Origin of the sequence: Roseateles sp. (assembly GCF_049240545.1) — a bacterium.
Lineage (GTDB): Bacteria > Pseudomonadota > Gammaproteobacteria > Burkholderiales > Burkholderiaceae_C > Paucibacter_A.
Window position 1 is genome coordinate 100,819 of the sequence record NZ_JBMLSK010000204.1, and the last position, 7,142, is coordinate 107,960.

Genomic DNA, 7,142 nt, shown 5'->3' on the forward strand with positions numbered 1-7,142 from the left:
CACTTCTAATTGCAAATGCCCGTACCACGCTTTGATGAAAAAGCAAAATGTGGCCATTCAGAAAATCAACCATAACGCGGCCAAACGGCCACGTTATGGTTAACGGCACAAAAGGGCTCGCCTGAGCGAGCCCTTTGATTGTGGCGGAAGCTGTGAGATTCGAACTCACGGAGGGGATAAACCCTCGCCGGTTTTCAAGACCGGTGCCTTAAACCGCTCGGCCAAGCTTCCATTAACACTTCATTCACTGTGCCAGCGAAGGATCGCCGGTTTTGCCTGCACTCACATCGCTGCGCGATATGAGTTTCGGCGCAATCGCCGCCGAGGCGTCGATTGAGCAAGACCGGTGCCTTAAACCGCTAGGCCTTGCTTCCAAAAACTTTTTGTGCATTCACGCACGATGCCAGCGCGGCAGCAGGAGCGGGATTCTAACCGGGCTTTTGAGCCTGCTCGCATTTCACCGAAATCAACTCCAGCGCGCGGCCGTTTTCAACCCGGGCAGCGCTGAGTCGGCCACCCCAGACGCAGCCGGTGTCCAGGGCCAGCAAGTCTGGGCGTTGCACCAGGCCCAGGGTGGACCAGTGCCCAAAGGCGATGGGGGTGTCGGCGCTTTGGCGGCCGGCCACTTCGAACCAGGGCATATGGCCGGGGGGGGCGCCGTCGGCGCTGTCCTTGGTCTTCAAGTCCATCTGGCCGCTGGCGTCGACGAAGCGCAAGCGGGTCAGGGCGTTGACGATGCAGCGCAGGCGTGGCAGGCCCCGCAACTCATCCAGCCAGAGCGCCGGTTCATTGCCGTACATCTGCTGCAGGAAATCGCCTAGATCGGGGCCGCGCAACAGGCTTTCGACCTCGGCGGCGAGTTCCAAGGTCTTGGCCCTTGTCCACTGCGGCAAGACCCCCGCATGCACCATCAGCCAACCCTGCTCATAACAAGCCATGCGTTGCTGGCGCAGCCAGTGGAGCAGGGCGCTGCGGTCGGAGGCGTCGAGGATGTCGCTGAGGGTGTCGTTGCGGTGAGCCTTCTTGGCGCCATGGGCCACGGCCAGCAGGTGCAGGTCGTGGTTGCCCAGCAAGCAGGTAGCCGAGCCTTCCAGCGCCATCAGACGCCGCAATGTGGCCAAGGATGTTGGCCCCCGGTTGACCAGGTCGCCGAGCAGATACAGCCGGTCACGCGAGGGTGAGAAATCGATTTTGCTGAGCAAGCGTTCAAACGCGTCGCAGCAGCCTTGCAGGTCACCGATCAGATAGTTCATGCCGGGATTGTGCTGCTTTCATCGTCACGGCCTTCTGCTACTCTTGCGCCTTTCGTCAAACTGCGGCGCAACCCCTGGGGGAAACCCTGGGCTTTGGGATGCGCACCTCATGGATACCGCCTTACTTCTCTTTTTGTTGTTGTTGAACGCCTTCTTCGCCATGTCGGAGATGGCCTTGTCGGCCAGTCGCAAGGCTCGCTTGCAAGTCTTGGTGGAATCCGGTGAGTCGGGGGCGCAAGCCGCCATGGACTTGCATGACAGCCCGACGAAGTTCTTGTCGACGGTTCAGGTCGGCATCACATCGATCGGCCTGCTCAACGGCATCGTTGGCGATGCCGCTTTCTCGGGACCCTTGGCCGAATGGATGGGCCAAGAGTTCGGCTGGGAGGGGCGCTGGGTCAGCATTGCTTCGACAGGCATTGTGGTCATCGTCATCACCATCTTGTCCATCATCTTCGGTGAGTTGGTGCCCAAGCGGATCGGCCAGATCTTCCCCGAGATGGTGGCCCGTCGCGTCGCGCCGGTCATGAACATCTTGTCGGCTGCAACCGGTCCCCTGGTGAAGTTTTTGAGCTTCAGCACCGAAGCCGTCTTGGGTCTGTTCGGCCTGGGTGGACGCCGTGCGCGCGGCGTGACGGAAGAAGAAATTGCCGCCAGCCTGGAAGAAGGCTTGGACGCCGGTGTGATCGAAGAACACGAGCACCAGATGGTGCGCAATGTGTTCCGGCTGGATGAGCGCGAGATCGGCTCGATGATGATCCCGCGCGCCGAGATCGCCTGGTTGGATGTGAACGACAGCGCCGAGCAGGTGCTGGAGGTGGTGAAAGCCCATGGCTACAGCCGCTATCCGGTGTGCCGCGGCAGCTTGGGCGAGGTGATGGGCGTGGTGGCGGCGCAGGCCTTGTTGCAGCGGGCGCTCAGCGGTCAGCCGCTGGCTTTGGCTGAGGACTTGGAGGCCGCGGTGTTTGTGCCCGAGACCCTGTCCGGCATGGAGTTGCTGGAACAGTTCCGGGTGTCTGATGCGCCGTTGGTTTTTGTGGTGGATGAGTACGGCGAGGTGCAGGGAGTGATCTCTGTGCGCGACGTGCTGGAAGCAATCGCGGGCGAGTTCAATGCGCCCGGTGATGGAGATGCCTGGGCGGTGCAACGCGAGGACGGAAGCTGGCTGCTTGACGGCTTGATTCCGGTGCCCGAGCTGAAGGACCGCTTGGAGCTGAAGGAACTGCCCGAAGAGGATCGTGGGCGCTACAACACTCTGGCCGGCATGGTGATGCTGCTGCTGGGGCGCTTGCCGCGCACGTCCGATGTGGTGGAGTGGAATGCTTGGAGATTCGAGGTCGTGGACCTCGATGGCAAGCGTGTGGACAAAGTGCTGGTCAGTCGACTGGCTGTTGACGGAGATAGAGAATGAGTACGACCCCCCCGCTGTATGGCAATCTGGTGCCCTTGGACCGTGAGGCCCACAAGCATCTGCGCCTGAAGACCGAGTTGTCGACGATGGACCGTGTGCAGGGCATGAACTCGCTGTTCCTGGCCGTGGTCGAGTTCGCCGAGGCTTGCAAGGAATATCCGATCGTGTTCGTGCGTGTCGGAGAGCCTCCTGCCGAGGGCGTCAAGCCGACCGTGGCCCCGCTGGCCGTGTTGGGCTTGAAGGCCGGTAGCAATTTGTTCATCAAGGATGGCGCGTGGACCGGCAATTACGTGCCCGCCTACCTGCGCCGTTATCCCTTCGCCATGGCCCGCATTGAAGAGAATTCCGACACCGTGGCCGTTTGCTACGACAGCGAGTGGCCCGGCTTCTCGGTGACCGAAGGCACGTCCTTGTTTGCCGCCGACGGTCAGCCGACCGAGTTCTTGCTGAATGCCAAGACCTTCCTGGAAAGCTTCGAGCAAGAGTCCGAGCGCACCCGCGCTGCGTGCGCCCAGTTGGTCGAGTTGGATCTGCTGCGCGATATGCGCTTCGAAGCTACTCTGAGCAATGGCGAGAAGATTGACGTCGAGGGCTTCTTGGCCGTGGATGAGCAAAAGCTTGCCGAACTGGCCGATGACAAGGTGCTGCAGCTGCACCGCAGCGGCCTGTTGTCTCTGCTGGAGATGCACCGCGTGTCGATGGGCAATATGAATCGTCTGGCCACGCAGCACGCCGCTGCGGCTTGATGAGTACGGCTCCTGTGAAGGAGCCTGCCACATCCTTTTGTGGCGCTTGATTCTAGAGTTATGAATGAATCAAGCCGTGGCGATCCGGCTTTAGGCTGGATCGCTGCTCACCCAGGCAAACCCGCTGCGGGTTTGCGGGAGCAGACAAACTTGTTCGCACCGCTACCATGCCCAGTAAAGAGTCCTGCTGGGTGGTTGAATGTTGGTGATTGAAGGGTTTTTGTCTACACCCGAGATGCATCGGCTGTTCGAGGCGCACTCGGTCGTGCAGGTCATGATGGATTTTGAGGCGGCGCTTGCGCGTGCGCAGGGGCAGGTGGGCGTCATCCCGAGGCCTGCGGCGCAGGCCATTGCTAGTTTGTGCAAGGCCGAGCTGTACGATGTGCCCGCGCTTCTGGCGGCAGGCGCTGCCTCCGGCAATCCCGCCGGAGCCTTGGTTCGAAAACTGGCCGAAACGGTGGCCTTGTTTGATCCCGCCGCTTCTGCCTATGTGCACCTGGGGGCCAGCACCCAAGACCTGATGGACACCGCCATGGTCTTGCTGAGCCGGCGTGCCTTGGCATTGATCGAAGAGGATCTGCTCAGTTTGGTCGGTAGTCTTCTTGAACTGGCTCAAGCTCATCCTCAGACGCCTTTGCTTGCCCGCACCTTGATGCAGGCCACCCATATCAGCAGCTTGCGTTTCCGCCTGCTCGCTTGGAGCCAGCCGCTGCTGCGCAGCGCGCAAGCCTTGCGGCACGCGGCAGACCAGGCCCTGGTCTTGCAACTGGGCGGCCCGGTCGGAACCTTGTCGACGCTGGAGGAGTGTGCTGCAGCGGTGACCGAAGCCCTGGCGCATGAGCTCAGGCTGCCTGCACCTTCGATGTGCTGGCATACCCAGCGCGATTGCATCGTCCGCTTGGCTTCTGAGTTAGGGGTTTTGTCGGGATCGCTGGGCAAGTTGGCGGGGGATTTGGCGCGCTTGAGTCAGTCAGAAATGGGAGAGTTACGTTTGGGCAGCGCCGGTACGGTGGGTGCCCGGCAGGACAAGACCAGCGTCCTGGCCTGCATGCAGACGATGGCGGCTTCCTTGCGTGCGCCCCAGCGGGTGGCGGCGATGCTGGCCTGCATGAGTCAGGAGCATGAACGCGGTCTCGGCGGCTGGCAGGCGGAGCTCGCTGAGTTGGAGGGGCTCTTGTTGCATGCGCATGGGGCGGTTCGTGGCTTGCGTACTGCCGTTGCGGGCCTGCAATTCTGTCCGGCGCGCATGCGGGGCAATATCGAGGCTCAGCAGGGGCAGGTGTTCGCCGAGGCGCTAGGGTTCTGGTTGGCGCGTTTTGTCGGGCGGGCTGCGGCTCGCCAGCAAGTTGAGGCGCTGTGCGAGCGGGTACGCCGTGACGAAGGAGATCTGCGTCACTTGATGCTTCAGTGCTGCCAACAAGACACTCGCCTGGCTGCCTTTGTTGATGACCCCACCCTGGCGCGGATCTTCGATGTCAATCTGCTGGCCAAGCAAGCGGACGACTGTGTGGCCGAGGCTCTGGTCGCGAGTCATCGGGGTCTGAATCAGCTGTTGGCACAGCCGCATTGGTGAATACCAGGCTTTGTGAATGCAGGCATCAGAAGTAACGGTGTGTTTCAGCGTGAAAAAATCACGACTTGAGCGATAGACTGCCGGCATCCATAAAGCATCCCGTGTTTGGGTGCTTGACAAGCGGCGGGAGTTTCATGAAATCGATTGAGGTGACAAGTTATTCGCCGGCACCACTCAGTTGGGTGTCTGCAAAGACTGCAACGTCTCAATGGGCTAGCTCTAGGGACTTGGTGTCCCGGCGCTATGCCGATCGAGGTTATCTGTGCAGCGACCTCAGTGCCCATGTTGAAGAGGGCTCGGTGATCGTGTGCTCCGCTTTCGAAGGCGCAACCGCGGTGGGCACGATCTCGGTGCGCTTTGATTCGGCGCAGGGTTTCAAGGCGGAACAGGTGTTTGGTCCCGAGGTTCATGCCTTGCGCGCCAGCGGCATGAGTCTTTGTGAGTTTGGCCGCTTGGCCGTCGACCAGCAGGTGGTCAGAAACAAGAGCTTGCTGGCGCATCTGTTTCATCTGGCGTATCTGCATGCCCATCGACTGGCTGGTTGCGAGATGGCGGTGGTCGAGGTGAACCCTCGGCATGTTGCTTTCTATCAGCGAATGCTGGGGTACAAGGTCTTGGCCGAAGAGCGCATGAACCCCAGAGTCAAAGCGCCGGCCGTCCTGATGAGTATCGATCTTGAGTTTGCGCGGCAGCAGATTGCGTGTTTCGGTGGCAATGCCGACTTGGCGCTCTCGACGCGCTCGCTTTATCCCTACTTTTACGACGCGACTCAAGAGGCTGCGATGCTGGCCAAGTTGCGCCAGTGATTCGGCCCTTGCTGCTGCTCTGTACTTACTACTGGCTGTCTGGCCGCCAGCCCAGTTGACGCGACAAGTCGGTGCCGGCTTGCTTTAAAGCGGGTGCGATGGCGCCGTCGGGATCCAGGTCAAAGCTGCCGCTGGGGCCGATGGCGGTCAAACTGAGCACCAAGCGTCCGCGATCATCAAACACCGGCGCGGCCAAGGCGCTCACGCCTTGCATCACACCGTCGAGCGAATTGGCCAGGCCCGTCTCGCGTACCTTCGCCAACAGGGCCTCCAGGGTCGGCGTGATCGTCGCCTTGGGTTGTGCGCCATCATTGTGCAAGGCCTGCTCCACGGTGCTGCGTGGCAAATGCGCTGCGAACAGGCGCCCGGAGGCGGTGCCGGTCAAACTCATGACCGTGCCGTGCCTCATGCTGATGTGAATCGGGCTGGGTGCTTCCGCGACGCGGACGATGGTAGGCCCACGGTCGCCCCAGACGGTGATGGCCACCGTGTGACCCAGTTGCAGCGCTAACTCTTCAATGCGTGGCGTTGCCAAGCGTACCGGCTCATACTGCTGCAAGCTGATCAAGCCCAGTTGCAGGGCCAGGGGGCCGAGGCCATAGCGGCCACTGCTGCCGTCTTGTTCCACCAAGCCAATCTTGATGAAGCTGACCAGGTAGGGGTGGGCTTTGGCTGGCGCCATCTTCGCCTCGCGCGCCAAATCTTTCAGGGCCAGAGGGCGACCTTGGTGAGCCAGGGCAATCAGCAACTGCCCGCCGACTTCGATGCTTTGTATGCCTCGGGGGCCGCGTTCCGCGGCTTCGTGGGGGAGTGGGGCCGGTGTTTGCATGAGGCGAGATTAGAACCGAATCCGTGCCGTATTTCCCTGGGGCAACCCAGGTGAAAAATTCAATATGGACAAATGTATTTGGTTTTGGTTAAATTCGTCCCCGGCTTTGATGGGCCAAGAATCGCTCAACCATTGCATCCCAAGGACGCCTTCATGAGTCAACACAGCAAGAGCTTCGCCTCCCAGGCGGACTTGGAGGTCAAGCGGATCAGCTTTGATCGCCTGTCCGAACATGCCTATGCCTACACCGCCGAAGGCGACCCCAATACCGGCATCGTGATCGGCGATGACGCGGTCATGGTGATCGACACCCAGGCCACGCCCGCCATGGCGCAAGACGTGATCCGGCGCATTCGTGAGGTGACGGACAAGCCGATCAAGTATGTGCTGCTGAGCCACTATCACGCGGTGCGGGTGCTGGGCGCTTCGGCCTACCAGCCCGAGCACATCATCGCCAGCCAAGACACCTATGACTTGATCGTGGAGCGCGGTGAGCAGGACAAGGCCAGTGAGATTGGCCGCTT

At 61.0% G+C, this 7,142-nt stretch carries 7 protein-coding genes and 1 tRNA gene; 5 read left to right on the forward strand and 3 right to left on the reverse strand.

The annotated features are described in order from the left end of the window. Positions 1 to 141: 141 nt before the first annotated feature. Together ACOVRJ_RS13080 and ACOVRJ_RS13085 are read right to left on the reverse strand one after the other, a co-directional pair. Positions 142 to 231: transfer RNA gene (locus tag ACOVRJ_RS13080), tRNA-Ser, on the reverse strand. A gap of 197 nt (positions 232 to 428) precedes the next feature. Further along, the gene (locus tag ACOVRJ_RS13085; RefSeq protein WP_422044286.1) at positions 429 to 1,253 is read right to left on the reverse strand and encodes a symmetrical bis(5'-nucleosyl)-tetraphosphatase; all 825 of its coding nucleotides are present in this window, start codon (positions 1,251 to 1,253) and stop codon (positions 429 to 431) included. Between the two features lie 109 nt (positions 1,254 to 1,362). Here ACOVRJ_RS13085 and ACOVRJ_RS13090 point away from each other — a divergent pair, with 109 nt between their 5' ends. From ACOVRJ_RS13090 to ACOVRJ_RS13105, 4 genes are all read left to right on the forward strand, one after another. After that, positions 1,363 to 2,664 (forward strand): hemolysin family protein, encoded by a 1,302-nt coding sequence (locus tag ACOVRJ_RS13090; protein WP_422044287.1) that lies wholly within the window; start codon positions 1,363 to 1,365, stop codon positions 2,662 to 2,664. Beyond that, the gene (locus ACOVRJ_RS13095) at positions 2,661 to 3,410 is read left to right on the forward strand and encodes a SapC family protein (RefSeq protein ID WP_422044288.1); all 750 of its coding nucleotides are present in this window, start codon (positions 2,661 to 2,663) and stop codon (positions 3,408 to 3,410) included. Before ACOVRJ_RS13090 ends, ACOVRJ_RS13095 begins: the two co-directional genes overlap by 4 nt. Positions 3,411 to 3,609: 199 nt before the next feature. Continuing rightward, positions 3,610 to 4,983 carry a lyase family protein gene (locus ACOVRJ_RS13100; RefSeq protein WP_422044289.1) on the forward strand — a complete coding sequence of 458 codons (1,374 nt, stop codon included), beginning with the start codon at positions 3,610 to 3,612 and terminating at the stop codon, positions 4,981 to 4,983. Positions 4,984 to 5,117: 134 nt separating this feature from the next. Beyond that, positions 5,118 to 5,789 (forward strand): N-acyl amino acid synthase FeeM domain-containing protein, encoded by a 672-nt coding sequence (locus ACOVRJ_RS13105; RefSeq protein WP_422044290.1) that lies wholly within the window; start codon positions 5,118 to 5,120, stop codon positions 5,787 to 5,789. A gap of 28 nt (positions 5,790 to 5,817) precedes the next feature. Here the strand turns inward: ACOVRJ_RS13105 and ACOVRJ_RS13110 are convergent, their stop codons facing one another. Next, the gene (locus tag ACOVRJ_RS13110) at positions 5,818 to 6,618 is read right to left on the reverse strand and encodes an IclR family transcriptional regulator (protein WP_422044291.1); all 801 of its coding nucleotides are present in this window, start codon (positions 6,616 to 6,618) and stop codon (positions 5,818 to 5,820) included. Positions 6,619 to 6,771: 153 nt separating this feature from the next. On the opposite strand from ACOVRJ_RS13110, the gene ACOVRJ_RS13115 reads away from it, so the two are divergent. Next, positions 6,772 to 7,142, forward strand: a 371-nt coding sequence (locus ACOVRJ_RS13115) for an MBL fold metallo-hydrolase (protein ID WP_422044292.1), incomplete at its 3' end; no start/stop codon positions are given.

What these genes read in the sequence shown, in the direction of transcription:
- ACOVRJ_RS13085 (WP_422044286.1), bottom strand. Translation starts at nt 1,253, where the DNA reads ATGAACTATCTGATCGGTGACCTGCAAGGCTGCTGCGACGCGTTTGAA.
- ACOVRJ_RS13090 (WP_422044287.1), top strand. Translation starts at nt 1,363, where the DNA reads ATGGATACCGCCTTACTTCTCTTTTTGTTGTTGTTGAACGCCTTCTTC.
- ACOVRJ_RS13095 (WP_422044288.1), top strand. Translation starts at nt 2,661, where the DNA reads ATGAGTACGACCCCCCCGCTGTATGGCAATCTGGTGCCCTTGGACCGT.
- ACOVRJ_RS13100 (WP_422044289.1), top strand. Translation starts at nt 3,610, where the DNA reads ATGTTGGTGATTGAAGGGTTTTTGTCTACACCCGAGATGCATCGGCTG.
- ACOVRJ_RS13105 (WP_422044290.1), top strand. Translation starts at nt 5,118, where the DNA reads ATGAAATCGATTGAGGTGACAAGTTATTCGCCGGCACCACTCAGTTGG.
- ACOVRJ_RS13110 (WP_422044291.1), bottom strand. Translation starts at nt 6,618, where the DNA reads ATGCAAACACCGGCCCCACTCCCCCACGAAGCCGCGGAACGCGGCCCC.